General features: G+C 63.9%; 23 protein-coding genes. 17 read left to right on the forward strand and 6 right to left on the reverse strand.

The annotated features are described in order from the left end of the window. Nucleotides 1-87 precede the first annotated feature (87 nt). Nucleotides 88-1,026: a LysR family transcriptional regulator gene (locus C5N93_RS16010; protein WP_277990332.1), complete on the forward strand. Its 939-nt coding sequence runs from the start codon at nucleotides 88-90 to the stop codon at nucleotides 1,024-1,026. Here the strand turns inward: C5N93_RS16010 and C5N93_RS16015 are convergent. Continuing rightward, the gene (locus C5N93_RS16015; RefSeq protein WP_069344122.1) at nucleotides 1,002-1,904 is read right to left on the reverse strand and encodes a LysR family transcriptional regulator; all 903 of its coding nucleotides are present in this window, start codon (nucleotides 1,902-1,904) and stop codon (nucleotides 1,002-1,004) included. The genes C5N93_RS16010 and C5N93_RS16015 overlap by 25 nt on opposite strands. 176 nt (nucleotides 1,905-2,080) lie before the next feature. Between C5N93_RS16015 and C5N93_RS16020 the strand changes: the two genes are divergently transcribed. The 7 genes from C5N93_RS16020 to C5N93_RS16050 all read left to right on the forward strand — a co-directional run bounded on the left by C5N93_RS16020 (nucleotide 2,081) and on the right by C5N93_RS16050 (nucleotide 9,436). Further along, the gene (locus C5N93_RS16020; RefSeq protein ID WP_242560056.1) at nucleotides 2,081-3,379 is read left to right on the forward strand and encodes a citrate:proton symporter; all 1,299 of its coding nucleotides are present in this window, start codon (nucleotides 2,081-2,083) and stop codon (nucleotides 3,377-3,379) included. Between the two features lie 141 nt (nucleotides 3,380-3,520). After that, nucleotides 3,521-4,732 carry a CoA transferase gene (locus C5N93_RS16025; RefSeq protein WP_242560429.1) on the forward strand — a complete coding sequence of 404 codons (1,212 nt, stop codon included), beginning with the start codon at nucleotides 3,521-3,523 and terminating at the stop codon, nucleotides 4,730-4,732. Nucleotides 4,733-4,775: 43 nt separating this feature from the next. Next, nucleotides 4,776-5,939, forward strand: coding sequence for an acyl-CoA dehydrogenase family protein (locus C5N93_RS16030; RefSeq protein WP_069344124.1), 1,164 nt, complete (start codon nucleotides 4,776-4,778; stop codon nucleotides 5,937-5,939). A gap of 9 nt (nucleotides 5,940-5,948) precedes the next feature. Further along, nucleotides 5,949-6,758: an enoyl-CoA hydratase/isomerase family protein gene (locus C5N93_RS16035; RefSeq protein ID WP_242560057.1), complete on the forward strand. Its 810-nt coding sequence runs from the start codon at nucleotides 5,949-5,951 to the stop codon at nucleotides 6,756-6,758. Then, nucleotides 6,755-7,504: an electron transfer flavoprotein subunit beta/FixA family protein gene (locus C5N93_RS16040; protein WP_242560058.1), complete on the forward strand. Its 750-nt coding sequence runs from the start codon at nucleotides 6,755-6,757 to the stop codon at nucleotides 7,502-7,504. Before C5N93_RS16035 ends, C5N93_RS16040 begins: the two co-directional genes overlap by 4 nt. Nucleotides 7,505-7,518: 14 nt before the next feature. Beyond that, nucleotides 7,519-8,484 (forward strand): FAD-binding protein, encoded by a 966-nt coding sequence (locus tag C5N93_RS16045; protein WP_242560059.1) that lies wholly within the window; start codon nucleotides 7,519-7,521, stop codon nucleotides 8,482-8,484. A 4-nt stretch (nucleotides 8,485-8,488) separates the two neighbouring features. Beyond that, nucleotides 8,489-9,436, forward strand: coding sequence for a hydroxymethylglutaryl-CoA lyase (locus C5N93_RS16050; RefSeq protein WP_242560060.1), 948 nt, complete (start codon nucleotides 8,489-8,491; stop codon nucleotides 9,434-9,436). Between the two features lie 21 nt (nucleotides 9,437-9,457). On the opposite strand, the gene C5N93_RS16055 is transcribed toward C5N93_RS16050, so the two are convergent. Continuing rightward, nucleotides 9,458-9,814: a DUF4148 domain-containing protein gene (locus tag C5N93_RS16055; protein ID WP_242560061.1), complete on the reverse strand. Its 357-nt coding sequence runs from the start codon at nucleotides 9,812-9,814 to the stop codon at nucleotides 9,458-9,460. A 288-nt stretch (nucleotides 9,815-10,102) separates the two neighbouring features. Here C5N93_RS16055 and C5N93_RS16060 point away from each other — a divergent pair, with 288 nt between their 5' ends. From C5N93_RS16060 to C5N93_RS16100, 9 genes are all read left to right on the forward strand, one after another. Continuing rightward, complete coding sequence (locus C5N93_RS16060; protein ID WP_242560062.1) at nucleotides 10,103-11,116, forward strand: ABC transporter substrate-binding protein; 1,014 nt, start codon at nucleotides 10,103-10,105, stop codon at nucleotides 11,114-11,116. Nucleotide 11,117: 1 nt separating this feature from the next. Beyond that, nucleotides 11,118-11,999, forward strand: a complete 882-nt coding sequence (locus C5N93_RS16065) for an ABC transporter ATP-binding protein (protein ID WP_242560063.1) — start codon at nucleotides 11,118-11,120, stop codon at nucleotides 11,997-11,999. Continuing rightward, nucleotides 11,986-12,921: an ABC transporter permease gene (locus tag C5N93_RS16070; protein WP_277990333.1), complete on the forward strand. Its 936-nt coding sequence runs from the start codon at nucleotides 11,986-11,988 to the stop codon at nucleotides 12,919-12,921. Before C5N93_RS16065 ends, C5N93_RS16070 begins: the two co-directional genes overlap by 14 nt. 251 nt (nucleotides 12,922-13,172) lie before the next feature. Continuing rightward, nucleotides 13,173-14,507 (forward strand): LLM class flavin-dependent oxidoreductase, encoded by a 1,335-nt coding sequence (locus C5N93_RS16075; protein WP_242560065.1) that lies wholly within the window; start codon nucleotides 13,173-13,175, stop codon nucleotides 14,505-14,507. A 51-nt stretch (nucleotides 14,508-14,558) separates the two neighbouring features. Further along, nucleotides 14,559-15,629 (forward strand): ABC transporter substrate-binding protein, encoded by a 1,071-nt coding sequence (locus tag C5N93_RS16080; RefSeq protein ID WP_242560066.1) that lies wholly within the window; start codon nucleotides 14,559-14,561, stop codon nucleotides 15,627-15,629. Next, nucleotides 15,613-16,422 carry an ABC transporter ATP-binding protein gene (locus tag C5N93_RS16085; RefSeq protein WP_242560067.1) on the forward strand — a complete coding sequence of 270 codons (810 nt, stop codon included), beginning with the start codon at nucleotides 15,613-15,615 and terminating at the stop codon, nucleotides 16,420-16,422. Before C5N93_RS16080 ends, C5N93_RS16085 begins: the two co-directional genes overlap by 17 nt. Next, a complete protein-coding gene (locus C5N93_RS16090; RefSeq protein WP_242560068.1) occupies nucleotides 16,419-17,210 on the forward strand; it encodes an ABC transporter permease in 792 nt (263 codons plus the stop codon). The genes C5N93_RS16085 and C5N93_RS16090 overlap by 4 nt, the downstream gene beginning before the upstream one ends. Further along, nucleotides 17,203-18,021 (forward strand): ABC transporter permease, encoded by an 819-nt coding sequence (locus C5N93_RS16095; RefSeq protein ID WP_242560069.1) that lies wholly within the window; start codon nucleotides 17,203-17,205, stop codon nucleotides 18,019-18,021. The genes C5N93_RS16090 and C5N93_RS16095 overlap by 8 nt, the downstream gene beginning before the upstream one ends. 59 nt (nucleotides 18,022-18,080) lie before the next feature. Next, nucleotides 18,081-18,992 (forward strand): sulfurtransferase, encoded by a 912-nt coding sequence (locus tag C5N93_RS16100; protein WP_242560070.1) that lies wholly within the window; start codon nucleotides 18,081-18,083, stop codon nucleotides 18,990-18,992. A 13-nt stretch (nucleotides 18,993-19,005) separates the two neighbouring features. Here C5N93_RS16100 and C5N93_RS16105 read toward each other — a convergent pair whose 3' ends face one another. Genes C5N93_RS16105 through C5N93_RS16120 form a run of 4 tightly spaced genes read right to left on the reverse strand, consistent with a single transcriptional unit; the run spans nucleotide 19,006 to nucleotide 25,048 of the window. Next, nucleotides 19,006-21,120 (reverse strand): HlyD family efflux transporter periplasmic adaptor subunit, encoded by a 2,115-nt coding sequence (locus C5N93_RS16105; protein WP_242560071.1) that lies wholly within the window; start codon nucleotides 21,118-21,120, stop codon nucleotides 19,006-19,008. 25 nt (nucleotides 21,121-21,145) lie between these two features. After that, entirely contained in the window at nucleotides 21,146-22,597 is a 1,452-nt protein-coding gene (locus tag C5N93_RS16110; RefSeq protein ID WP_242560072.1) for an HlyD family efflux transporter periplasmic adaptor subunit, read from the reverse strand. Between the two features lie 4 nt (nucleotides 22,598-22,601). Then, nucleotides 22,602-23,459: an efflux RND transporter periplasmic adaptor subunit gene (locus C5N93_RS16115; protein ID WP_242560073.1), complete on the reverse strand. Its 858-nt coding sequence runs from the start codon at nucleotides 23,457-23,459 to the stop codon at nucleotides 22,602-22,604. Next, entirely contained in the window at nucleotides 23,456-25,048 is a 1,593-nt protein-coding gene (locus C5N93_RS16120) for a TolC family protein (RefSeq protein ID WP_242560074.1), read from the reverse strand. Before C5N93_RS16120 ends, C5N93_RS16115 begins: the two co-directional genes overlap by 4 nt.

Raw genomic sequence — 25,048 nt, forward strand, 5'->3', positions numbered from 1 at the left:
TAGTGGAAATATGGGGCGTGCGGTGCTAGCATCCTTTCCGGTGAAAATAGCGTTGGCCCGAGGCAAGTCACTCGGCAGGAGGCGGTTTTGGACTCGATTTCCGAACTTGAGCTTTTTCAGGCGATTGTCGACAGCGGCGGCATTTCGCACGCGGCAGTGGCGTTGCATTCCTCGCCTGCTGCGGTCAGCCGACGCTTGCGACAACTGGAGACGCGCCTAGGGGTTTGTCTTGCGAATCGCAGCACGCGACGTTTCCATCTCACCGACGAAGGGAAGTTGTTGTACGAGCGTGCGGCAGCGATTCTGGAGTCGGTGCGAGATGTCGAGTCGGAAGTCTCTTCCCGAGGCACCGTAGCGCGTGGACTTTTGCGCGTTGGTGCGCCTTCCGATTTGGGGCGTCGTCAGCTATCGACATTGCTGGCGCAATTCGCGCGTCTGCATCCGGGCCTTGAAATCACGCTGTTCCTGTCCGATGCCGGCATCGAGAACATGCTTGATGGCTGCGACGTCGCGCTGCGTTTCGGCTTACCTCGCGATGAAGGCATGGTCGCGCGTAAAGTCGCCACGTCTGAAATGCTGCTTGTGGCGGCGCCGTCGTACCTGGCGCAACATGGCAGTCCGGCAACGCCGGAGGGCCTGAGTGCCCATAATTGCCTTCGTCTGTTCCGACGCCATCGCGTCCCCGGTCCGTGGCGGTTCCTGCAGCAAGGTGGCTTTGTGGACGTTAGCGTAAGCGGCACGCTGGGCAGTGCCGATGGGGCGATGTTGCGCGAATGGGCGCTGGCGGGAGAGGGGATCTCCTGCGAAGCGGAGTGGGACGTCTCCGAGGACCTCGACGCCGGCCGTCTGGTCCGCTTGCTCCCGTCTTATCCGATGCCGCGCATTGATCTGTATGTCGTATTCGCACCCGGCAATCCGGTTCCTCCGCGGATTCGGCTGTTAGTCGACTTTCTGATCCACGAATTTGGCGGGCCTGTTCCCGCGCTATCAATCGCGTCGCTTCAAACCGAACTCGATGCGGATTGACCCAGAATCGACAGCAGGGAGTGAACGCCGGCGGAGATATCGTCGGGACGCCAGGCGGCCGCGATTTCGAGCTGGAGGTGCGCGGAGTCGTTCGCCAGTTCCTTGTACACCACGCCCTTGTGCGGGCTGTTTCTTACCTGCGCGGGCAGTAGCGTAACGCCCATGCCTGCGGCGACAAGGCTCACCATGCTGGCCATCTGCCACGCATTGTGGCCGATTCGTGGGCTGAATCCGGCTTCGTCGCACGCCATCAGAAACTTGGCGTGCAGGCTCGGACTTCTGTTGGCCGGAAAGACGATAAACGAGTCGTCTGCCAGATCTTCAAGGCGCAAGGTTCGGGCCGCCGCCAGTCGGTGGTTTCTCGGCAGCACGGCAATGAACCGCTCCACCTCGACGATGCGCATATTGAGATCGGAGGCGTTGTTCAGCGGCACGCGAACGATGCCAAGATCGATCTTGCTCGCGTGCAGGCTTTCGATTTGCTCAACCGAAGTCTGCTCGCGCAGATCGACGTGAATGGCAGGGAACTTCGTGCGAAAGTCGCGCAGTATGCGGGGGAGAAACTCGTAGCTCACCGACCCCATGAAGCCGACGGTAATCCTGCCGATAAGCCCCTCGCTGGCCCGGCGGGCCGTGTCGATGGCGCGCTGCCCATGCGCCAGAAGTTCTCGCGCTTCCTCCAGAAAGGCACTCCCCGCTGGCGTGAGCGACACGGAATGCTTCGAGCGGGCGAGCAACTGCACGCCCACCACTTCCTCCAGATTCTTGATCGCCTGACTCAGTGGCGGCTGCGCCATGTGCAGCCGCACGGCGGCACGCCCAAAGTGCAGCTCTTCCGCGACGGCAATGAACTGTGTCAGTAAGCGACCGGGGATCATGGTGAGACGAAATTCGTATCAAAGTGGACAAAACATGTATTGGACGAATCTTACCCAATACCACACACTTTTCAAGCCGCCAGACACGCCGCCGAGACAGCGACGGTCTCCGGTTGCCGAATCGCCGCAAGAGTGATTCCGGTCCATCTTCACAATAAACCCCCTGGGGGAGACAAATGCTTGCACTAACCGGACTCATTTCGGTGCTGGCGCTATTGGCATTGATTCTGACGAAACGCATGTCGCCGCTGGCCGCGCTCATTGCCGTGCCGGTCGTCGCTGCGGTGGTCAGTGGTTTTGGCCTTCAAATCACGACCTTCATTCTCAAAGGCATCACCAGCGTCGCGCCCGTGGTGGGCATGTTCATCTTCGCCATTATTTTCTTCGGCGTTCTCACCGACGCAGGCATGCTCGATCCGATCATCAGCCGGATACTTCGGCTCGTCGGTGCGCGTCCCCCTCGCATTCTGATGGGCACCGCGTTACTCGCACTGCTCATTCACCTCGACGGCTCCGGCGCAGTGTGCTTCCTGGTGACGATTCCCGCGATGCTGCCGGTGTACGAGCGCCTGAACATGGATAAGCGCCTGCTCGTCTGTATGGCCGCGCTGGGCGCCGGTGTGAATTTCCTGCCCTGGGCGGGTGTCACGATTCGCGCGTCGGTCGCGCTGCACATTCCGACCGCCGAGATTTTCGCGCCGCTGCTACTCGTTCAGGGCGTCGGTCTGGTGTTCGTGCTCTTGATCGCTTATCTGCTGGGCAAGCGCGAGGAACGCCGGCTGGGGCTCGTGCACGATGGTCGGCCGTTCGTAGTTCCCACACGCGAACTGTCCGAGCAGGAACTGGCGTTGCGCCGCCCCCGGCGATTCTGGCCGAATCTCGTGCTGACGCTGGTCGTGATGGGCACGATGATTACCGGCAAGGTCGATCCGGTCGTGATGTTCATGCTCGGAACCGTCGTGGCGCTATTCATCAACTACCCCAACGCCGACGAGCAGCGGCGCCGGGTGGATGCTCACGCGCCTGCCGCACTGATGATGGCAAGTGTCCTGCTGGCGGCGGGCACCTTCACCGGGATCATGTCCGGGACCGGCATGCTGAACGCCATGGCAAGCGAAGCCGTGCATTTGATTCCCGCCGGACAGGCACATCACATTCCGTTCGTGATGGGCCTGATTTCGATGCCGCTCAGTCTTCTCTTCGACCCCGATTCCTTCTATCTCGGCGTGCTGCCCGTTGTGGCCGGCGCTGCCGAGCGACTGGGGGTGCCGCAGATCCAGGTGGCGCAGGCCGCGTTGCTCGGCCAGATGACGACCGGTTTCCCTGTCAGTCCCTTGACGCCGGCAACGTTCTTGCTCGTCGGTCTCGCCGGCATCGACCTGGCCGAACACCAGAAATTCGCGATCCCGTTTCTTTTCGCGACATCGGTCGTGATGACGATCGCATGCGTGATTTTCGGGGTCTTTCCCCTATGACGGGGTCGTCCCCGTTCGATCTATCAGGCATTGATCTGCCGAAAAGCACGCCGGCAGCGATGCGAGAACACCGAAGTTATGGAGAAGGCAGATGAAGTCAGTGACGTGCGTAACGTCAGGCGCGACGTTGAAGGTGCGCTCATGAGCACCGAGCGAGGTGGGCCGCTTGCCGGCGTCAGGATTCTCGATCTGACGTCGGTGATCATGGGACCGTTTGCCACGCAGATTCTGGCCGCACTCGGGGCCGACGTGATCAAGGTCGAGTCTCCCGAGGGCGACAACATGCGTCACGTCGGGCCGATGAACCATGCGGGCATGGGGCATATCTTCCTGCACGCCAATCAGGGAAAGCGCAGTGTGGTGCTCGATCTCAAGGTGCCGACAGGCCGTGAGGTCGCGGCGAAGCTCGTCGAGCGCTGCGATGTGATGATCTCGAACATCCGACCCAAGGCGCTGGGGCGTCTCGGACTCGACTACGACACCCTGAAGGCAACGAACCCCCGGCTGATTCACGTCTCCTGTTGCGGATTCGGGCAGGACGGACCGAATGCGGCCCGTGCGGCGTATGACGACCTCATTCAGGGCGCGTCGGGCTTGCCGTGGTTGATGAGCCAGTCCGGTGCGCAGACACCGCGTTATGCGCCCACGACGCTCGCCGATCGCGTGACCGGGCTTCACGCCGTGTATGCGATCACGGCGGCGCTCTATGAGCGCGAGCGCTCCGGGATCGGGCAATCGGTCGTGGTGCCGATGTTCGAAGCCATGACCCAGTTCGTGCTCGGCGATCACCTCGGCGGTCTCAGCTTCGACCCGCCGAACGGCGACCCCGGCTACGCGCGTCTGCTGACCGAGCACCGCAGGCCCTACGAAACGAAGGACGGGCACCTCTGCGTGCTGATCTACAACGACAAGCAGTGGCGCGCCTTCTTCGCGGCGATTGGCGAGGGCGAGCGCTTCGAGAGCGACGCACGTTTTTCGACGCACACGAATCGCGCACAGCACATCGATGCGGTCTATGCGGAAGTGGCCCGGCTCATGCGTGAGCGGACCACGAACGAGTGGCGTGTCCTGCTCGACGCCGCCGATATTCCCAACATGCCGATGAATTCGCCGCGCGATCTTCTCGACGATCCGCATCTGTCGGCCGCAGGGTTCATCCGACAGGTCGAGCATCCGACGGAAGGTCGATTGCGCACGCCGGGCAATCCGACGGCATGGTCGCGTACCGCTTGCACCGAACCCTCTCCCGCGCCGGGGCTGGGGGAGCATTCGGCCGAAGTCCTTGGGGAACTGGGTTACACCGCTGCCGAGATTGCGGCGCTTCAGGTGTCCGGTGCGATGGGCAAGGGCTGACCCCGCCGGTCACCCGGGCAGTCAATGAACAACAGGAACAGACATGAATTTTGACCTTACGGAAGAGCAGCAACAGATCTGCGACGCCATTGAGCGCGTGTGCGCGCCGTTCGATGCCGATTACTGGTTGCGCAAGGACAGCGAGGGCGGTTTCCCGGACGACTTTCATCGCGCGTTGGCGGATGCGGGCTGGTTGGGCATCGCCATGCCGGAGGCGTATGGCGGCGCCGGGCTGGGGATCACCGAAGCCGCATTGATGATGCAGACGATCTCGGCGACGGGCGCGGGGCTGTCGGGTGCGTCCGCCGTGCACATGAACATCTTCGGTCTGCATCCGGTCGTCGTATTCGGCACCGAGGAGCAGAAGCAGCGCTGGTTGCCGCCGTTGATCGCCGGCAAGGACAAAGCCTGCTTTGCGGTCACCGAGCCGAACACCGGTCTGAATACGCTCAAGCTCAAAACGCGGGCCGTGCGCGACGGTGATCACTATGTCGTGTCCGGGCAGAAGGTGTGGATCTCTACCGCGCAGGTGGCGAACAAGATTCTGCTGCTGGCGCGCACCACGCCGATCGAGGAAGCCCGGGGCACACAAGGGCTGTCGCTTTTCTACACCGACCTCGATCGCGCGCGAATTCAGGTGAGGGAGATCGAGAAGATGGGCCGCAAGTGTGTCGATTCGAACGAGGTGTTCATCGACGAGCTTCGTATCCCGGTGAGCGACCGGATCGGCGAGGAAGGCGCAGGCTTCGAATACATACTGCACGGCATGAACCCCGAGCGCATCCTGATCGCGTCCGAAGCGGTGGGATTGGGGCGTGCAGCCCTGCAACGGGCGGCGACCTACGCGAACGAACGGGTCGTGTTCGATCGGCAGATTGGCAAGAATCAGGGCATTCAGCATCCGCTCGCGCGTTCGTGGATCGAGCTGGAAGCGGCCAATCTGCTGGTGCTCAAGGCGGCGTCGCGCTACGACGCGAAAAGCAACTGTGCGGCCGATGCGAATGCCGCCAAGTATTTCGCCGGTGAGGCTTGTTTCAACGCCTGCCAGAACGCAATTCTCACGCACGGCGGCATGGGATTCGCGAAGGAGTACCACGTCGAGCGATACATGCGTGAAGCATGGATTCCGCGCCTTGCCCCGGTCAGCCCGCAGTTGATCTTGTGTTTCATTGCCGAGAAGGCACTGGGCTTGCCGAAATCCTACTGAGGCGATGTCATGACCTATCAAACCCTTGACGTCGACGTGACCGACCGGGTCGCCACGATATGGCTGAATCGCCCTGACGTGCGCAACGCGCTGAACGAAACCGTAATTGCGGAACTGGACGACGCGCTAAAACGGCTTGGTGAGCGCGACGACGTTCGTGTAATCGTTCTGGCCGGTCGTGGCAAAGCCTTTTCGGCCGGTGCGGATCTCCAGTGGATGCAGCGCATGGCGACGTACAGCGCCAGCGAGAACGAAGCCGACGCCATGCGCCTTGCCGCCATGCTTCAGACGCTCAACGACTGTCCGAAGCCCACGGTGGCGCGCGTTCACGGTGCGGCATTCGCCGGTGGCATGGGGCTTGTCGCCGCGTGTGACATCGTCGTCGCCGCAACCACTGTGGAGTTCTGCCTTTCGGAAGTGAGGATCGGGCTTGTGCCGGCCACCATCTCGCCGTACATCGTTCAAAAACTCGGTGCGGCGGCGACACGTCGATACATGCTGACGGCGGAGCGTATTTCGGCGGCAGAGGCGCATTGGAGCGGATGGGTCCACGCGGTCTGTGCGCCGGAAGAGATCGACGCGTCGATCGGCAAGTTCACGACGGCACTGCTGGCGGGAGGCCCCGCAGCGCTCGCGCAGAGCAAGGCGCTCATCGGTGCGGTGGAAAATCAGCCGATTGACGGCGAACTGATTGCCCGCACGGCCAAACTGATTGCCAACGTACGCGCGTCCGCTGAAGGCCGTGAAGGCGTTGACGCGTTTCTGCACAAACGCACCGCAGAGTGGGTGTCGCAGTCATTCGCTGGGGAAGCAAGATGAAGGTACTGGTCGCCGTAAAAAGGGTGGTGGACTACAACGTGAAGGTGCGGGTCAAGTCCGACGGCACCGGCGTCGATGTGGCGAACGTGAAGATGGCGATGAATCCGTTCGACGAGATCGCCGTGGAAGCCGCGGTGCGGTTGAAGGAGGCGGGGGTTGCCAGCGAGGTCATCGCCGTGTCTTGTGGAACGGCGCAGTCGCAGGAGACGCTGCGCACGGCGCTGGCCATCGGTGCAGATCGCGCCATCCTGATCGAATCGGCCAAGGAACTACAACCCCTTGCCGTCGCCAAGCTGTTGAAAGGCGTGGTCGATCAGGAGCAGCCGCAACTGGTGATTCTCGGCAAACAGGCCATCGACGACGACGCGAACCAGACCGGGCAGATGCTCGCCGCGCTGACGGAGATGCCGCAGGCCACGTTCGCGTCAAACGTCACGGTCGCGGATGGCAAGGCTATCGTGGCGCGCGAAGTGGACGGCGGCATGGAAGTGTTGTCGCTGGCGCTACCGGCTGTCGTCACCACGGATCTGCGCCTGAACGAGCCGCGTTATGTCACCTTGCCGAACCTCATGAAGGCGAAGAAAAAGCCGTTGACGTCGACGACGCCGGAGGCGCTCGGTGTCGACGTGACACCGCGTCTGATCACGCTCAAGGTCGCCGAACCGCCGAAGCGAACTGCCGGGGTGCGGGTGCCGGACGTGAGCGCGCTGGTCGAGAAGTTAAAGACTGAGGCCAAAGTGCTGTAAGGGAGAGTGACGAAGTGACGAATCTTGTTATCGCCGAGCATGACGCCGAATGCGTCAAAGTCGCCACGCTGAACACCATCGCAGCAGCGCAGAAGATCGGTGGCGACGTGCATGTGCTGGTCGCGGGTCATCGCACGGAGGCCGCAGCGCGCGCGGCAGCGAAAATCGAGGGTGTTTCGAAGGTGCTGCTCGCTGATGCGCCGCAACTGGCTGCGGGCCTTGCAGAAAACGTCGAGGCGACGGTGCTGACGATTGCGCGGGCGTACTCGCACATCCTCGCGCCCGCCACGGCCTACGGGAAGAATCTCATGCCGCGTATCGCCGCGAAGCTCGACGTCGCGCAGATCAGCGACATTACGGCGGTGACTTCGCCTGACACGTTCGAGCGGCCGATCTACGCAGGCAACGCGATCGCCACCGTGCGGTCGACCGATCCGATCAAGGTCATGACGGTTCGTATGACGGGCTTCGACGCCGTTGCGGACGAAGGCGCAAGCGCGCCCATCGAGCGGATTGACGCGGTGGCAGACAGAGGTATCTCGCAGTTCGTGAGCCGTGAGGTCACGAAGCTGGATCGCCCGGAGCTGACGAGCGCAAAAATCATCGTCTCGGGCGGTCGGGGCCTCGGCAGCGGCGACAACTACACGCGTGTGCTCGAACCGCTGGCCGATACGCTGAACGCCGCGCTCGGCGCCTCGCGCGCCGCGGTCGACGCGGGCTTCGTGCCGAACGACTATCAGGTCGGCCAGACCGGCAAGATCGTCGCGCCGCAGTTGTATGTGGCGGTCGGTATCTCGGGCGCCATCCAGCATCTCGCGGGCATGAAGGACTCGAAGGTCATTGTGGCAATCAACAAGGACGAGGACGCCCCCATTTTCAGCGCGGCCGATTACGGCCTGGTCGGCGATCTGTTTGCCGTCGTCCCGGAACTGACGACGGCACTCGGGGCGCTCGGGGCGCTCGGGGCACTCGGGGGATAGCGCGATGCATTCGAAAGACAAGGTGCGGATCGTCGAAGTCGGGCCTCGCGATGGCTTGCAGAATGAGTCGCAACACATTCGGACCGATATCAAGCTCGAACTGATTGAGCGGCTCGAACGGTCGGGACTGACGTGCATCGAGGCGACGGCTTTCGTCTCGCCCAAATGGGTGCCGCAGATGGCGGATCACTCGGAGATCATGGCACGTCTGAAACGCAAGCCGGGCGTGAGCTATCCGGTGCTGGTGCCGAACCTGAAGGGGCTTGAAGCCGCAATCGCCAGCGGGGCGAGCGAGGTTGCGGTGTTCGCGGCGGCCTCGGAAGCGTTTTCGCAGCGCAATATCAATTGCTCGATCGCCGAATCTCTGAACCGCTTTGCGCCGATTTTCGATGTGGCGCGTCGGGAATGCGTGCGCGTTCGTGGCTACGTCTCCTGTGTCGTCGGCTGTCCGTACGAAGGTGAGGTGAGCCCGCAGCGGGTGCGCGATGTCGCTGGCGCACTGCTTGATCTCGGCTGCCACGAGGTGTCGCTGGGGGACACCATTGGCGTGGGCACGCCTGCGAGCATCGTACGCATGCTCGAAGCGGTGACCGGTCGCGTGCCGATGTCGCGGCTCGCGGGACACTATCACGACACCTACGGCATGGCCGTCGCGAATGTGCATGCGTCCTACGTGTGCGGCATGCGGATATTCGACGCGTCGGTGTCCGGGTTGGGCGGCTGCCCCTACGCCGCAGGTGCCTCGGGCAATGTGGCGACGGAGGACGTGGTCTACCTCATGCAAGGCCTCGACGCGGATACCGGGATCGATCTGGACTCGCTGGTCGAAACGTCTGGATGGATATCGGACGCATTGGACCGGACGCCAGCCTCCAGGGTGGCTCGTGCATTACTCGCGAATCGCGAGAAGGCTGGCGGTTTGCGCGGAAATCAAGATCTCAGACCTGTGTGATTGGCGTGCGTTGCGCTGACATCAGCTACCCGCGTAAAGCGAGTGGCCGTTGGCGGGGTTGGTCGGTTGATTGCCGGTGCTGATGCCGGTATTGATGCCGATACCAACGCCGGTTTCGATCGCGGCGCTCGTGAGCTGGGCGTTGCCCGACTGAGCATCCTGTTTCGCAACGATTGCCTCGGCGCGCTGGATATTGGCGGGGTAATCGTCGTCGCCGCCAAACGGTTGATAGCCGGCCTTTTCAAGACGCACGAGATCCGCCTGAACCTGAGCGCGCGTGAGCGGCGCGTTACTGGCGCTCACCGATTGAGCGAAGGCCGAGAGCGGTGCGGCCAGTGCGCAGGAAACAACAAGCAGTGTGGAGAAGCGTACTTTCATCATATTCACCTTAAGGGTCAGAGGCCTCTGCACCCGGAACCGGAGCAGTTCGGCCAGCCTTCGACAATGTCGCGAAGGGTGAACCCATTCTGCGCGTTGGCTTCTGACCCGAAAGTGACCTGATGATTACCGTTTTGTAATGTTTCGGGATCGATGCGGTTCCTGTGCGCCCAGTGCGCGCAAGAACTTATCAGCGCAGTCGGCATAACCTTGTGTGATTTGCTTCGTTGACCTTCGCCGAGGGCGTCGCTAATTTCGCTTCTTTGCCCTCCACAGGTCACGGTTGCCATGCGCTTCGCTCGTACCCCGCTGGTTCGTTTGCTGCTCGTCAGTCTCTCGTTGGTGATCGCGGCGCCTGCGGCGCGCGCGGAAGGGCGGATACGGATCGCCGAGCAATTCGGCATCGTGTATCTGCTGCTCAATGTGGTGCGAGATCAGCAATTGATCGAGCAGGAGGGGCGCAAGCTGGGTGTCGATGTGAAGGTCGATTGGGCGCGTTTGTCGGGCGGCGCTGCGATCAACGATGCGCTGTTGTCCGGCGCGATCGACATCGCCGGCGCGGGCGTCGGCCCGTTGATCACGGTTTGGGATCGTACTTACGGCCGTCAGAACGTGCGCGGTGTGGCGTCGCTGGGCAGCCTGCCGTACTACCTCGTGAGCAACAATCCGAAGATTCGCACCATCGCCGATTTCACGGACAAGGATCGCATCGCGCTGCCAGCCGTGGGGGTGTCGGTGCAGTCTCGCGTGCTGCAATATGCTGCGGCGAAACAATGGGGCGACGCGGCGTTCGACCGTCTGGATAAATGGACGCAGACGATGGCGCACCCCGATGCTGCCGCCGCGATCATCGCGGGCGGTACCGAAATCACAGGACACTTCGGTACGCCACCGTTCCAGGAACAGGAACTTGCCGCGAACGCCAACGCGCACATCGTGCTCGATTCCTACGACGTGCTGGGCGGGCCGAGCTCCGCAACGGTGCTCTACACGACCGAAAAATTCCGCAACGACAATCCGAAAACGTATCGCGCCTTCGTGCTGGCCCTCGCGCGTGCGGCTGATTTCGTCAAACATCAGCCGGAGGCGGCCGCCGATACGTACCTTCGCGTCAATCAGTCCAAGACCGACAAGAAGTTGTTGGTGAGCATCATCACCGACCCGAAGGTCAATTTCTCGATTGCGCCGCAGAACACGCTGGGCCTTGCCCAATTCATGCAGCGAGTGGGGGCCGTTCGTCATAAAGCGAACTCATGGAAAGACTACTTCTTCGATGATCCTGCGCTGGGGCAGGGGAGTTGAGATGGGGACGTCGAGCATTCAGTTGCTGGCGCGTACGGATGTCGGGGCGAGGGTAGGGCGGGATGCCACCCCCCTGCCCGGCGAGGCCCCTTCGGCGCTGGAGAACGCGCTTGGCAGCTCGAAAGTCCTGGAAGTGCGCGATCTCGGTATCGAGTTTGTGCACCGCGCGCGTCGTGTGCCCGTGTTGAACGATGTCTCGTTCGACGTCTACAACGCTGAGCGCTTGGTGCTTCTCGGCCCGTCGGGTTGCGGCAAGTCCACGCTGCTCAAGGCGATCGGAGGCTTTGTCAAACCGGTACGCGGCGAAATATCGCTAGACGGGCAGACGGTGAACGGTCCGGGCATTGACCGGATGTTCGTGTTTCAGGAGTTCGATCAACTCGCACCGTGGAAAACAGTGCTGCAAAACGTCATGTTTCCGTTGCGCATCGCGAGGGGACTGTCGCGACAGGAGGCGCGTGAGCGTGCGCACGAGACGCTGGCCAAGGTCGGACTCTCCCGGTTCGCCGATGCCTATCCGCACACGCTATCGGGCGGCATGAAGCAGCGCGTAGCCATCGCCCGTGCGCTCGCCGTGCGTCCGCGCGTGCTGCTCATGGACGAGCCCTTCGCCGCGCTCGACGCGCTGACGCGCCTGCGCATGCAGGAGGAACTGCTGCGTCTGTGGGACGACACGCACGTCACGCTGCTGTTCGTCACGCACTCGATCGAAGAAGCGCTCATCGTCGGCAGTCGCATCGTCCTGCTCGACGGTCAGCCGGGGCGCCTGCGTGCTGAACTGGATGCTGGAGACTTCGAGCCGGGTGACGCCGCCTCACCTGAATTCAGACATGCCACCGCACGCATTCATCATTTGCTTTTCGGCGAACATGAAACGGCGTGAGACCGAGGACAACGCAGTGAATCGAACGTCGTCAGATATCGTCCGCCTCAGACCGCCCCGGCGTCCTGAGCGCATATTGCCTCCGGCACCACCGAAGGAACACGGCGCGGCACCGGTGTCGCGACCTGTGGACATCAGCCGATGGTGGCAAGCCACACCGACCTTCTGGCGCAAGCTGGCTATCGGCATCGTGCTTATCCTGCTGTGGGAGCTGGCTGCACACTGGGTGGACAATGACCTGCTTTTGCCCAGCGCGACAGCGACGGCGCACGCATGGTGGAGCAGCTTGCTGAACGGTGAACTCATCGCCCGCACGGCGACGTCGCTCTGGGTGTTGTTGCGGGGCTATGCGCTGGGCGTGCTTTGCGCGTTCGTGCTGACATCGCTCGCCATGACGACTGCGGTGGGGCGCGACTTGCTATCGTTGCTCACGGGCATGTTCAACCCGTTGCCGTCGATTGCGCTGTTGCCGCTCGCGTTGCTCTGGTTTGGTCTGGGCACGGGGAGTCTGCTGTTTGTGCTGGTGCATGCAGTGCTCTGGCCGCTGGCACTGAGCGTCTATTCCGGGTTCGAGTCCGTGTCACCGACGCTGAGGATGATCGGGCGCAACTACGGCCTTTCGGGATTGCGTCAGGTCATGTGGATTCTCACTCCGGCGGCGCTGCCGTCAGCACTCTCGGGGCTGCGCGTTGGATGGGCGTTCGCGTGGCGCACGCTGATCGCCGCAGAACTCGTGTTCGGCGCGAATACCGGCTCCGGGGGACTCGGCTGGTACATCTATCAGAACCGCAACGAACTGTACACGGACAAGGTTTTCGCCGGACTGCTGACGGTGATTCTCATCGGCCTGATCGTCGAACACCTTGTCTTCGACACGCTGGCCCGGGTGACAGTGCGCCGCTGGGGGATGCAGAGTGCTTAGGCGATTCGGTGTCGATGGTCTGCCCGCATTCGCCTTTCGTTCACATCGCGCGGCATCGGTTTTCTGTATTTGCTTAGCAGCGATTCGAATTTGTTAACACGTCAGGCACCCATATACTGCTTTCGAACAGGCGGCTCGGTTGTTCGGTGCCGCCCCGAAGTATTGGCAGTGCTCTGGGAAGACTGAGACAGGCGTAGCCCACGACTCTTCCGCGCGCCGATCGTTGAACATGTCTTTTCGGATATCGCAGTATGTCGAACGCAGCATCGCGTCAAATGCATCTGGCCGCCTATGTCATGGCCGGTCCGGTTTCCGGTCATCACGGCGGCTGGCGTTATCCGTCCGCACAGCATGACATCCTTTCGGTGCGCTTCTATCAGGAAATCGGACGCCTGCTCGAAGCCGGTCGCTTCGACATGCTCTTCCTGCCCGATATTCAGGCACTGCCGCGCCGGCTCGGCGACAGTCTCGACTCGCAATTGCGTCATGGCGCGCTCGGTGCCTTGCGTCTGGACCCCATCGTCGTACTCTCGGCGCTCGCCGGTAGCACCCGGCATCTGGGGCTCGCCGCGACGATCTCGACGTCCTACTTCACACCGTTTCACGTCGCGCGTGCGCTTGCGTCGCTCGATCACCTGAGTGCCGGGCGCGTGGCATGGAACATCGTCACCTCGTTTCAGGACGCCGAGGCCCGCAACTTCGGGCTCGACGAACAGCTGTCGCGCGAAGACCGCTACGACCGCGCTGACGAGTTCGTCGAAGTCGCCTGCAAGTTGTGGAATAGCTGGCGCGACGGCGCGCTCACGCTCGATCGCGAGACGCCCCAGTTTGCCGATCCCGCGCAGGTCAGCCCGATCTCGCACCGTGGCAAGTGGTTCAACGTTGAGGGGCCGCTGAATGTCAGCCGCCCGCCGCAGGGCAGGCCGGTGTTCATTCAGGCGGGCGCGTCGAGTCGCGGACGCGATTTCGCGGCCAAGTGGGCCGACGTCATCTTTGTCACGCACTCGTCGCAAGACTCGGCGCAGACTTTCTATCACGACATCAAGGCGCGCGCGGCGCAGCATGGCCGTAATCCGGAGGACGTGAAGATCCTGTTGGGAATGGTGCCGGTCGTGGGCGAAACCGATGCGATCGCGCGCGACAAGCAGGCGCTGCTCGACGATCTCTGCGATCCGGAAGCCGGTCTCTCGACGTTGTCTTACCAGCTCGATATCGATCTCTCGCCGTTCCCGCAGGACGGCGTGCTGCCGGATCTGGAAGTCGGCGGCGTGCAGGGCCACTACAAGGAAGTCGCGGAACTCACGCGCAAGCAGGGGCTGTCATTGCGCGATATCGGTAAGCGCTATGGCATCGGGCCATTGCGAGATTTCAACGGCACGGGCGGCGCGGTCGCCGACGTCATGCAGCAATGGTTCGACGCACGCGCATGCGACGGCTTCATGGTGCAGATGCCCTATCTGCCGGGCGGCATCGAAGACTTCGTGCGTCTGGTCATTCCCGAGCTTCAGTCGCGCAGCGTATTCCGTCGGGAATATGCCGGTGACACGCTTCGCGATCACCTGGGACTCGCACGACCGGCGCACTGAGCCTGCTCCACTTTCTGGTCGAATCTTCTCGCTTCCTGCAAAAAACATCTCATGGCACACGACAATTCCCCGCGGCATTCGCGCCGCCAGTTCATCAAGCAAGGCGCTGCGGTGGCGACCGCATTGTCGTTTCCCATGATCGCGCGCGCCGCGCCGCCGCTGATCCGTTATGCAACGGCCGGCGTGGTCGGACCCGGCGAACTTGAAACCGTCATCACCAGCGACTGGTTCAAGGCCCATGTCCTCAAGCGTTACGGCAAGGAGTACGTGATCGAGACGACCACGGCACGCGGCACACCGGGCGTTGCCACGTTGCTGGCTGCCGAGCAGGCCGACATCGGTACGCTGGCATTCACGAGTCTGGCGACCGCCGTCGCCCAGGACGCCGTGCCCGGCGGCGTGACCGCCATCGCCGAAATTCACCGCGACGCCGTGCAGGGCTACGCGTCGAACCCGTTCGTCGTGCTGGCCGACAGCCCCGTGCGCACCATTGCCGATCTCAAAGGCAAGAGCGTCGCAGTGAACGCGTTCAACGGTAGTGTCGACATCATCCTGCGCATCGCGCTGCAAAAGCACGGTCTCGATCCGCGCAAGGACGTGCGCGTGGTGGAAATGCCGTTCGGCAACATCGGGCCGGCGCTGCGTCAGAAACGTATCGACGTGGGCGTACTTGCCATGCCGTTTCAGGTCGATGAAGCCAAGAAGGGCGGCATTCGCACGGTGTTCGATGCCGTCGGTGTCGTGCCGCCGTACCCTGTGCTGTTCCAGAGCGCCCGCACGCGGTTCCTGACGGAAAAGTCGGCCGCCGTGCGCGCGTGGTTGGCGGATTATGTCGATGCGCAACGCTGGATCTACGACCCGGCGAATCGCAAGCAAGTGGTGGCACTGACCGCCGATCTTGCGAAAACCCCTGCGGCATCGCTGGACGAGTACTTCCTGACGCCCAAGGACTTCTACCGCGATCCGAACGCAACGATCTCCGCCGCGAGTCTCCAGCCGCCCATCGATGCGATGGCACAACTCGGATTGCTGCCCAAGCCGGTCAAGATCGCGGCGAACGTCGACGCCTCTTATCTCCCCCTCATCTCCCGCACCAGGCCTGACCATGACCGCCCCGCATGACGCCACGGCCGCCATTCACGTCGCCGGCCTGTCGAAGTTCTTCGACAAGGACGGGGAGCGCGTTGTCGCGCTCGACAATATTGCGCTCGACGTACCGGCCGGGAAGCTGGTCTCGCTCGTCGGCCCCTCCGGCTGCGGCAAGAGCACGCTGCTCTACATTCTCGGCGGATTCGTCGAAGCCTCGCACGGCGTGTGTGAGACCTTCGGCGAGCGGATCCGGGGGCCGGGCGTCGATCGCGGCGTGGTGTTTCAGGAATACGCGTTGTTTCCGTGGCTGAACGTCTCGGAGAACATTGCCTACGGCCTGCGCCGCAAGGGGAAGCGTCGCGAGGAAATCGAACACACGGTCGAGCGCTACATCGCGCTCATCCATCTCAAGGGGTTCGAGCGACGTTATCCGCGCGAACTGTCGGGCGGCATGCGTCAGCGTGTCGCGCTGGCACGCACCTTCGCCAGCGATCCGAAGATCCTCCTGCTCGACGAGCCGTTTGGCGCACTCGACGCCCAAACGCGCGAGTTCATGCAGGACGAACTGCTGGATCTGTTCGAACGTTCCGGCAAGACGGCGCTGCTCGTCACGCACGATATCGACGAAGCGGTCTATCTCTCTGACACGATCTACGTCATGTCGCGACGCCCCGGTCGCATCGTCAAGCGCGTGGATGTCGATCTCGACCGCTCGCTCGGGCGCGAAGCCACCATGCTCTCGCCACGCTTTTCCGAGCTGCGTAACGACGTCTGGCTGTCGGTGCGTGAACAGGTGCGGGGCGTGCTCACCGAGGAAGCGTCATGACGTCGGCGCCCCCGGCAGGACAACGCTATCTTTCCGCGCTGGCCGGTACGCTGTCCGTCGCGGCGTTGTTTGTCGTCTGGCAAGCGGCGGCATCCGCACATTGGCTGACCGACGGGTTCGTCCCGTCGCTGGCCGACATCTGGCGTGCGACGGCACATCTGGTGAGCTCGGGTGAGCTCGGCGTCAATCTGATGGCGACGTTGCGCGCCAGTGCCCTGGGGCTCGCCGCAGGAATACTGACAGGCGTGCCGCTTGGCCTGTCGATGGCGTTGGCGCCCGTCTTCGATCGCATTGCCACCCCCGTGGTTCGTTGCACCTATGCATTGCCCAAGACGACGCTGATTCCGCTGCTGGTGCTGTGGTTCGGTGTGGGCGGCGCGACCAACGTGATCGTGATTGCAATCACTGCGGCGCTGCCGCTGATCGTCTATTCCCTGCGCGGCGCACGTGAAGTGCCGCGCGTGCTGCTCTGGAGCGCGCGTTCGTTAGGGACGTCGCGCGCGGGCTTGCTGTGGCGGGTGGTCTTGCCCGCTGCGTTGCCTCAGATCCTGACCGGCGTGCGAGTGGCGTTGGGGTTCACGCTGCTGGTCGCCATCTCCTGCGAGATGATCGTCGCGAATCAGGGCATCGGGAAGTTGGTCGGACAATACGGCGATCAGGGCAGTTACGACTATCTGTTCGCGGCGTTATTCGTGACGACGGTCGTCGCGTATGGGCTCGATGCCTCCCTGCGCTGGTCGACCGGCGCACTGCTGCGCTGGCACGAATCGGGACAACGCCATGGCTGAGACGCTTGAACTGATGGAAGTCCCGGCGAAGCCGAGGTCGCGCGGCGCACGCATGCTCTTGCGTCGGCTGTGGCGCCTGTCGCAGCCCTGGCTCGTGTTGCTCGCCGTGCTGGCTGGTTGGCAGGTCGCGACGGCCCACGCGTGGGTTCGGGCCGTTTTCCTGCCGTCACCGGCCGTGGTGTTCGCCACGCTCGCCCATCTCGTCGTCTCCGGGGAGCTTTGGGCGACGTTGGGCACGAGTGTGCTCAGGGCGGTGGCAGGCGTCGTGTTGGCGGGTGTCGTGGGCATTCCGCTGGGATTTGCGATGGCTGAGTTCCGGGTGTGTCGCTGGTTGCTCTCGCCTTACGTCGCATTCGGCTTTCCGCTGCCCAAGATTGCGCTGATCCCGGTGTTTACCGTCTGGCTCGGCATGGACAGTCTGTCGAAGGTGGTGCTCGTGTTCGCGACGTGCGTGTTTCCGTTCATCGTGGCTGCCGAGTCAGGCGCATCGCTCGTGTCACCGAAGTTGCGATGGGCAGCGCAGTCGCTCGGCACGCGCCAGGACGCCCTGTTCCGCTACGTCATTCTGCCGGCGACCGTGCCGGCGTTGCTCTCGGGCGTTCGCATCGCCTTGCCGATCGGGCTGATTACCGTGTTCACGGCGGAGATGGTCACGGGCGGCGGGTTGGGGGAGGCTATCGTGCAGGCGCAGCGCTATTTTCAGTCGGCACAGGTGTACGCCTATGTGCTGGTCACGATGCTCGTCGGCTATCTCGCAGACGCCGCGATTGCCCGCATTCAGCGCCGCTTTGCCGCTTGGGCGGACGCGTGACGTCTTGCCGTGACGCCGGGCCGTCGTGGCCCGGGTCATAGAATTTCTGGAGTCTTTCGATGTCGCATGAAGCGTCTTCCGCCGGGATCGTTCCGGGGTTTCTGGTCTCGACACAATGGCTGTCTGCCAATCTGCATCGGCCGGACTTACGGGTGTTCGATTGCAGCGCCACGATGGTCGTCGATCCCGTGATCAGGCAGCGTGTGCAGCCGGAGCGTGCCGCCTTCGAGGCGGGCCACGTTCCCGGTGCACAGTTCATCGACATCGATGCGCAGCTCTCGGATCGGGAGCATCGATTCCACCTGATGCTGCCACCCCCGGCGGCCTTCAAGGTGGCCGTCGAAGCGCTAGGTATCGGCGACGATAGTCTGGTCGTGATCTACAGCACCGGGTCGATCTGGTGGGCGACGCGCGTCTGGTGGATGTTGCGGACCTATGGATTCACGAACGCGCACGTGCTCGACGGCGGGTTAGCGCGCTGGATCGCCGAGGGGAGGCTGGTCGAATCAGGAGAGGGCGTCATTCGCGAGCGCACTGCCCGGGGGGAGTTCACTCCCGCACCGAAGCGACCGTACGTTGCGCAGCGCGAAGACGTGGAACACGTCGTGAGCGGTGACACCGCGACACGTCTGATCAACGCGCTTCGTCCTGCGCAATACAGCGGCGAGGAGCTGCCGCGCAAAGGACGGCCAGGTCATATTCCCGGCAGCATCAACATTCCCGCGGCAAGTCTGCTCGATGCCGACAGCGGGTGCTTTCTCGATGACGATGCACTGCGCGCGCTGTTCACGGCGGCGGGCGTCGACGCCGACACGCCTGTCATCGCTTACTGCGGTGGCGGGGTCTCCGCGAGCCTCGTGGTCTTCGCGCTCATGAAGCTCGCGCATCCGAACGTGCGTCTCTACGACGCATCGCTCGGAGAGTGGGGCAGTGCGCCGGAGTTGCCGATGCAGCTTGAGGTGAGCGTCTGATTTCGTTGGAAACTCAGAACCCCACTTCCCGTTGCAACACCGCGGCGACGAAGCGAGCGCCTTCTACCGCGAAGCTCTGACGTCCGGCGCCGAGGTGAACGGTGCCGGTGATCTCGCGTCCGAGCCCGTTGCCGCCGCTGCATTGCCCGAACCGGACTTGCCACGTCGCCGTAAGAGGCACCAGCTGGCGCGTCTTCGCGTTCTGCTCGGCGGGGATGGGGCCGCCATAGGGACTGGCGACCGACGGCGCGTCGAGCGTTGCCACGTTGACCTTGTCGATCGCATCGATCGTGCAATGACGCGCCCCCAACTCCAGCAGACTCCCGACGAAGGTGGCCGATTGCCCGGCCTTCAACCGCGCCACGTCGTCCTCGCCGACATAGGCATCCCCCTTTACGCCGCCGGGCGCAATGAGGTCGTAGATCCGTTCGCCGCGCGGCAGCCACGTGCCAGCCGCCTGTGCGTCGTCGTTGGCCTGTACCGTGCCCTCAAAGGGCGCGGTGATGGTCAGTTGCGCGATCTGAGCCTGTAATCCGGCAACAGTCTGTCGGGCCGACTCCCATCGGCGGGCGAGCGCCGTGCCCTGCTTTTGCAGCCGGTCGTCGAACGACTGTTGCTCGACTTCCCATCGCAGCATCGCTTCGTTTGTCGTCGCCGAGGCCAACTGTGCTTCGAGATCGGGTGATACCAGCACCGCGAGCGTCTCGCCTGCGCGCACATGCTGGCCGTCGCGCGCCGGGGGCGGCGTGTCGGCGACATACCCCGGGGCAACGGTGTAGAGCCCTTGCGCGCGCTGCGGCGCGAGCACCGCCGGCGCGCTCACTCCGGCATGCCAGGGCAGCACGAGGACACCGAGGAGCACCGCCGCGAGCACTGCCGAGCGACGCGTTTCCCGACACCAGCGCAATTCGTCGCGCCGCTGCCACGTCGCCTGCGCCTCGCGCCACACCGGGCGCATGATGAACCAGCCGAACTCGACGCAGAACAGCAACATGCCGAGCAGCTTGAAGAACGCGTGGTACACCACCAGCGCGATCGACATGAACACCACCAGCCGGTAAAGCCAGGTGGCGAACGAGAACGCGATCAGGAAGCGTCGCCGCGAGGCGGGGCAGGGCTCGGGTTGGGGATCGCCGAAACCGAACAGCCGCTCGCGTAGCCACCAGCGACCCAACGCGAACGCGCGGTCGTGCAGGTTCGGCATGTCGAGCCAGTCGGAGAGCAGGAAGTAGCCGTCGAACCGCATGAACGGACTCGCGTTGATCGCCAGCGTCGCCACCCAGGTCGTGGTCGCGAGCATGAACGCTCCGGCACGCAGCGGTCCGTCAGGCAAGAGGCTCCACGCCAGCGTCGCGAAGGCGGCGAGCGCGATTTCGCTCAACATGCCTGCGGCGCCAATCCAGAGCCGCGCACGACGCCCCGGTACCTTCCAGGCTTCGGTCGTGTCGGTGTAGAGCACCGGGAGCATCACGAGCAGCGCAATGCCCATGGTGGGCACGCGACAGCCATAGCGCTGCGCCGTGAACGCATGCGCGAACTCGTGCAGGATCTTCGCGAAACCGAGCGCAATCCCCACACCGATCAAGCCGCGCCAGTCGCTGTAGTTATGGAACGTATGGACGAACTCGTCCCAATGACGCGACACCAGAATCAGTCCCGTCAGCGCGACGAGCGCCACGACGACCCACGATAACGGCCGGAAGGCGAACCGCACATAGCGTTCGGCTGCGCGTAGGAACGGCATCGGATGCCAGAGCGGAATCCGGATCATCAGATAGTGCTTGAGCAGCCACATCGCGCGTGAGGTCTGCTGCGCGGCGTCGTGATGTTCCAGTCGTGCCGTGTCGGTGGCGTTCGACGACACCAGCAGATTCTGGTGACGCAGCATGCGCACCAGCGCCTCGAAATCGGCGAGCGTCGCGGTGAGCGTCGTTTCACGATTGACACCCTCGACGATCGCGTGCGCGTCGTCGAGCGGCCAGCGCGCAAGCAGCTCGAACGCCAGCCAGCCGATCTGGAAGAACCGGTTTGCCGCCGGGTCGTGGAGCATCCACGTCGGGGCGCCATCGGGCGTGGCGGCCCCGGGAGTGAGGGTGAGCTCCTGACGGAGCTGCGGAAGTCGGACCATGAGTCGAATCGAGGGGCGCGAGGAATTACCAGCCCAGCCACTGACGCGCGAGCGTCAACGGGCGGCGCAGCACGTAGTAGATGGCGGGGACCCACGGACCGCGAATCCGTGCTGTGCCCATCGCACCGAGCGGGGCCTGCTGCGCGCTTTTCCCGTCGACCTCGAAGCTGGCGCGCACGCGATACGCCAGCACGCCCTCCGGCGTCGGTTCGGCGCGCCAGGCGATGGAGTCGATCCGCGCGTCGTAGCTGGTAAGCGGCGAGCTCTTGGGATAGAGCGTGAGTACCGCGCCGGGCTGCACGTCGATGTTGTCGGCGACCGGTAGCCAGGCCGTGACCTCGACATGCGCGGGGTCGGCCAGCACCAGAATCTTCTCGCCGACGGCCACCGCCTTGCCGGTCCACTCGTTCGGGTCGCTGAACACGGCCACGCCGGCGCGCGTCGCGTTGACGCTCACGCGCGCGAGCTGCCGCGCCGTGAAATCGAGCTCTGCGCGGCTCTGATCGAGCTTGCCGCGTCGCTCGGCCATGTCCAGACGCGTGCGGTCGTCGGTCACGGCAAGCTGCGCCGTCTGCCGAAACTCTTCCTGCGCCGCATCGAAGTTGGTGCGGGCCACGGCGTAGCGCGACTGCAAGGTGGTGGCGTCCAGACCGAGCAACGCGGTGCCGGCCTTCACCGGCTCATTTGGCTTCACGTACAGATGGTCGATGACGCCGTCGAGCGGTGCACGCACCACGAACGGATCTTTCGGCGTGACTTCCGCCGGCGCCAGCACCGTCAGGCGCATCGGTATCAGGCAGATGGCGACGACGGCAATCAGCACACGGCGCTGCAACTTGCCGGGACGCAGCACGGCGCGCGCGCGATCGAGCCAGCGCGCACGCGGCGAGAAGGCTTCGAGCGCGTGCGCCCACACCTGCCCGAGTTCGCTCAGCAGGGCGAGATCGGTGGCGCTCCACGGCGTTTCGCGCGCGAAGACAATACCCCCGGCGGGGTGTCCGCCGCGATAGGCCAGCGGCAGCCAGGCGCCGTGGGCCGGCCACCACTCGGCCCATTCCGCCGCGATGTGTGGTTCCTCTGCCGCGACGTCGTCCGCCGTGAAGACACGCACTCTCGGCTGTGCCGGCAGCACCGCCGCGTCGCGACCTTCCACGTGCGCGGCGGCCTCCTTCGGCGGGACCTCGGGCAACCCTTTGGCGAGGACCTTGCACAGCGCCCCGAGCCATTGCACGTACGGCGCGTTCGGATCGCTTTGCGGCAGGCCGGAGACGGCCGCCACGTGGCCCGGCGTGTCGCCCCGCCACCACGCCGCCTGCCGGAAGGGCACGAGCGCCAGCGTCTCGTTGACGATCGTGAAGCCGAGTGTCGTCTCGCTCGTCGCCGCGCGCGCCCGGATCGAGAGTTGCCACAACAGCGCGAGCTGCTGGCCGTCGATCCGGATTTGCTGGGCGTCTTCGGCCATTTGGGTCTGCGTCATGCCGTCACCGCGCGAAGGTCGCCCAGCCGCTCATGCCCGGGAGTAGCTCGGGCGCGCTGCCGTTGAGGGCGGCCGTCACGTCGACGGTCTGCGTGACGGGATCGACACGCGCGCCAATGCGTACGACCTTGGCCGGATACGTCTTGCCCACTTCATCGACCTGCACACTGAGCGCATGACCGGTCCTGAGCCAGCCGAGCCATTTCGACGGCACGATCATCTTCAGTTCGAGATGGCTGGTGTCGACGATGGTCAGCAGCGGCTTTCCCGGCTCCGCGAACTGCTGCGGGGCGGCGCTGCGCTTCGAGACACGGCCGTCGAACGGGGCTGCAATCGAGCACTTGCGCACGGTTGCCTGCATGTAGGCGACGTCGGCCGCCGTCGACTTCTGCTTCGCCTGCGCCTGCTGAACCTCCAGGTCGCCGATGGAGCGCAACGCCTGGAGCTTGCGGTTCGTCTCGAGCAGGTCACGTGCGCCGTCGGCATCGGCTTGCGCCTTGCGCAACTGCGCGCTGAAGAGCGAACAGTCGAGTGTGACGAGCGTCTGGCCCGCACGGAAGGCGTCGCCGTCACGGAACGGCAACGACGCGATCTTCGCGGCGACTTCACTCGACACGTCCACCTGATCGCGCGAGACGAGCTGAATACGGATGCGCGAATCGTTGCTGTCGGCTGCCGTGGCGGGTGCGGCTGGCGACGCTGCTGGCGGCGCGGCCGGCGCGTTGCTGGCCGGGAGGCCGGGGACCGATCGCGCCGGGGGGTACGCGACCGGTGCGGCCTGCGGGGATGCCGCCGAAGCGGCATGCGTTGCGACGAGCAGCGAGACGGCAAGCGCTGCCCGGTGAGTCACGAACCACGTCATTTCTGCACGGCTCCCGTCGGCAAGGCTGCCGCAGCGGCAATGGTCGGGCCTGGCTGGGCGAGTGCGGCGGCCTGAACGCCATGCACCGCGATATCGTCCCAGCGCTTCTGTTCCTCGCCGATCGACTGGGTCAGCGACGCGATGTCGTTGCCATTGAGCTTGGCCGGCACCGGATCGAGGCCCAGCGTGGCCAGCATCTGACCGTAAGCGCTCTCGAGTTCGCCGTAGCTTTGATAGAGACGCAGCTCGGACATCATGGCCGCCGTCGCCACGCGGATTTCTTCAAGCTTGCCCTTCGCGTTGGTCACCGTGGCGTTGTGCGTCTGTTCGAGGATTTGCTGGTCGACGTCATTGAGGCGCTTGAACAGGTCGAACTGACGCGTCTTGGCGCCGAGTTCGCTGCGCGCGACGTGTACCTGCGTGAGCACGGCCATGCTCAACGCCATGCGCTGCATCTTCGCGACGTCGAGCTGGGCCTGCGCCGTGCCGCGAATGTTGCCCGCATTGAGCAGGTTCAGCAGGTTCCAGCTCACGCTGATACCGGCCGAGCGCCACGCGTTGTACACGAGGAAGCTGTTGCTGTCGTAATGCGCGCCGACACTGAGTTCGATGCCCGGCAACAGCTTGGCGATCGCCTTGTGCGTTTCGTTGACGCTGATCCGCTCGTTGTAGCTCGCTTCGACGAGTTCCGGGCGACGCTGCAAGGCCATGTCTTCCATGGCGGGCATGGCCATGTCGAAGTTCGGCACGCGGAACGCATCGGTCGCGGCGAGCGTGAAGTCGCGACCCGGCTCCAGGTTCATGAGCGAGGCCAGACGCGGCTTGGCGACTTCCAACTGATCGCGCACCGCTTCGAGCTGACGCATCAGGTCGAGCAGCGAGCGCTGATAGTTGAGCGTTTCGACCGGCGAGCGCAGGCCTTGTGCCTGCGTGGCGCGCGAGTCGTCCAGTGCGCTTTGCGCATCCGCGAGCAGCGGCCCGATACGGTCGCGCAGGCGCTGCGCACCGACAGCTTGCCAGTAGGCTTCGCGCACCTGCTGCATCATCAGTTGCACGACCTTGCGGCGGCGCTGTTCGAGCACCAGCAGGTGATCGGCCTGTTCCTTCGCTTCGAAGTAGCTCACGCCAAAGTCGAGAATGTTCCAGGACAGATTCAGATCGGCCGTGCGCGCGTTCTTGTCGGTCGAGAACGACGGCACCAGCGATTGCTCACGCGTGTAGAAACCTTCGGAGGACGACGCCAGATCGTGGTTGCGGTTCGTATAGCCGGCGGCGGCCGTCAGCTTCGGGAGCAGGTCGAAGTTCGACAGGTCGAGCTGACGTTGCGCGAGCGCCTCTTCCATCATCTTCAGACGATGGTCGAGGTTGTAGCGAATCGCGCGGGCCATCGCTTCGTCAAGCGTGATCGGACCGGTGACCGGCTGCTGATCCGCAAACATGGTGGTGCGGTCGGCTTGTGCCGTTGCCGCGCGTTCGGCATCGGTGAACGGCACGGGCTTGATCGCGCAGCCGGACAACGACACGATGGCGAGCGCAACCGCGAGCAGGGCGGGGCGCGGCAGGCGTCCCTTGATCGGCTTGTTTTTCAC

The sequence above is a fragment of the Pandoraea sp. LA3 genome (genome assembly GCF_022696215.1).
Lineage (GTDB): Bacteria > Pseudomonadota > Gammaproteobacteria > Burkholderiales > Burkholderiaceae > Pandoraea > Pandoraea capi.

Excerpts from the sequence above, each read along its gene's own strand:
- C5N93_RS16050 (WP_242560060.1), top strand. The coding sequence starts at position 8,489 with ATGCATTCGAAAGACAAGGTGCGGATCGTCGAAGTCGGGCCTCGCGAT.
- C5N93_RS16075 (WP_242560065.1), top strand. The coding sequence starts at position 13,173 with ATGTCGAACGCAGCATCGCGTCAAATGCATCTGGCCGCCTATGTCATG.
- C5N93_RS16030 (WP_069344124.1), top strand. The coding sequence starts at position 4,776 with ATGAATTTTGACCTTACGGAAGAGCAGCAACAGATCTGCGACGCCATT.
- C5N93_RS16015 (WP_069344122.1), bottom strand. The coding sequence starts at position 1,904 with ATGATCCCCGGTCGCTTACTGACACAGTTCATTGCCGTCGCGGAAGAG.
- C5N93_RS16080 (WP_242560066.1), top strand. The coding sequence starts at position 14,559 with ATGGCACACGACAATTCCCCGCGGCATTCGCGCCGCCAGTTCATCAAG.
- C5N93_RS16055 (WP_242560061.1), bottom strand. The coding sequence starts at position 9,814 with ATGAAAGTACGCTTCTCCACACTGCTTGTTGTTTCCTGCGCACTGGCC.
- C5N93_RS16070 (WP_277990333.1), top strand. The coding sequence starts at position 11,986 with ATGAAACGGCGTGAGACCGAGGACAACGCAGTGAATCGAACGTCGTCA.
- C5N93_RS16110 (WP_242560072.1), bottom strand. The coding sequence starts at position 22,597 with ATGACGCAGACCCAAATGGCCGAAGACGCCCAGCAAATCCGGATCGAC.
- C5N93_RS16065 (WP_242560063.1), top strand. The coding sequence starts at position 11,118 with ATGGGGACGTCGAGCATTCAGTTGCTGGCGCGTACGGATGTCGGGGCG.
- C5N93_RS16115 (WP_242560073.1), bottom strand. The coding sequence starts at position 23,459 with ATGACGTGGTTCGTGACTCACCGGGCAGCGCTTGCCGTCTCGCTGCTC.
- C5N93_RS16100 (WP_242560070.1), top strand. The coding sequence starts at position 18,081 with ATGTCGCATGAAGCGTCTTCCGCCGGGATCGTTCCGGGGTTTCTGGTC.
- C5N93_RS16040 (WP_242560058.1), top strand. The coding sequence starts at position 6,755 with ATGAAGGTACTGGTCGCCGTAAAAAGGGTGGTGGACTACAACGTGAAG.
- C5N93_RS16095 (WP_242560069.1), top strand. The coding sequence starts at position 17,203 with ATGGCTGAGACGCTTGAACTGATGGAAGTCCCGGCGAAGCCGAGGTCG.
- C5N93_RS16020 (WP_242560056.1), top strand. The coding sequence starts at position 2,081 with ATGCTTGCACTAACCGGACTCATTTCGGTGCTGGCGCTATTGGCATTG.
- C5N93_RS16085 (WP_242560067.1), top strand. The coding sequence starts at position 15,613 with ATGACCGCCCCGCATGACGCCACGGCCGCCATTCACGTCGCCGGCCTG.
- C5N93_RS16090 (WP_242560068.1), top strand. The coding sequence starts at position 16,419 with ATGACGTCGGCGCCCCCGGCAGGACAACGCTATCTTTCCGCGCTGGCC.
- C5N93_RS16060 (WP_242560062.1), top strand. The coding sequence starts at position 10,103 with ATGCGCTTCGCTCGTACCCCGCTGGTTCGTTTGCTGCTCGTCAGTCTC.
- C5N93_RS16035 (WP_242560057.1), top strand. The coding sequence starts at position 5,949 with ATGACCTATCAAACCCTTGACGTCGACGTGACCGACCGGGTCGCCACG.
- C5N93_RS16105 (WP_242560071.1), bottom strand. The coding sequence starts at position 21,120 with ATGGTCCGACTTCCGCAGCTCCGTCAGGAGCTCACCCTCACTCCCGGG.
- C5N93_RS16025 (WP_242560429.1), top strand. The coding sequence starts at position 3,521 with ATGAGCACCGAGCGAGGTGGGCCGCTTGCCGGCGTCAGGATTCTCGAT.